This is a genomic window from Dankookia sp. GCM10030260 (assembly GCF_042666655.1).
Lineage (GTDB): Bacteria > Pseudomonadota > Alphaproteobacteria > Acetobacterales > Acetobacteraceae > Paracraurococcus.
In genome coordinates, this window is record NZ_JBHTDE010000086.1 from 1 (window position 1) to 942 (window position 942).

Below are 942 nucleotides of genomic sequence, written 5' to 3' on the forward strand. Positions count from 1 at the left end.
CCCGTCACCGATGACGCGCTTCCATCTCGAGATGTCCGCCTCCACCAGGGCGCGCCAGTTGTACCCCGACGCCCGCTGCCAGCCCATGCGGCCGCGCTCGGCAATACATCGCAGATGCGCATCCCGCTGCGTCAGCGCGGTTTCGATTGTGCCGCTCGGCACCGCGTTCGCGCGCGGCGGGATAATGACGGCGGCATTGGGATGCCGCGACGCGACCTCAGCGTAGACGTCGTCTCGGTCGTAGGCACCATTGCCGGTGAGGGATGCCACGGAGCCGTCGACCCGCTCGAGCAAGGGGCCAACCTGCGAGCCGTCATCGGCATCCCTGCAGGTTAACACCGAAGCGACGACTTGGCCGGTGTCGGCGTCCGTGACGAGGTGGAGCATCTTCCAGGCCCGGCGCCGCTTGGTGCCGTGCTTCTCCTCCAGCCACTCACCAAGACCGCACAGCCGCAGTCCGGTGCTGTCGACCAGCAGGTGCACCGGCTGGCTGCCCGTCTTCGGCCGCGGCACCTCCAGCATCCCGGCCCGCCGGCTCAGAGTCGAATGGTCCGGCACCGCGAGGTCGAGGCTGAGCAGCTGCAAGATAGAGCCGGTCAGACCCTCGGTCTGGCGCAACGCCAAGCGGAACACAGCGCGCAGCGTCAGGGCGGTTGCGATCGCCAGGTCCGAGTACTTCGCTTGGCCGCCCCGGCCAGTGCGTGCCTCGGCGCGCCACCCTTCAATCGCCTCGGCCGTGAACCACACGGTGAGGCTGCCGCGGGCGCGCAAGCCGGCGTCGTACTCAGCCCAGTTGGTGACCTTCTGGCGCTGTTTGGGGATGCGGTGCCGGCGATCGGCGTTGGCCTTGAACGGCATGGCGCAATCCCTCACTGCTCGAGGGCTCGCCTCTACGCCAGCCTACCCCAACGCGCCTGACCGAGCGACCCATGCAACAAGATG

The 942-nt window shown here is 68.5% G+C and carries 1 protein-coding gene; it reads right to left on the reverse strand.

Annotation, left to right across the window (positions count from 1 at the left end):
• A partial coding sequence (locus ACFQS7_RS30950) for an IS5 family transposase (RefSeq protein ID WP_380070984.1) occupies positions 1–858 on the reverse strand: 858 nt, incomplete at its 3' end.
• Positions 859–942: the final 84 nt, after the last annotated feature.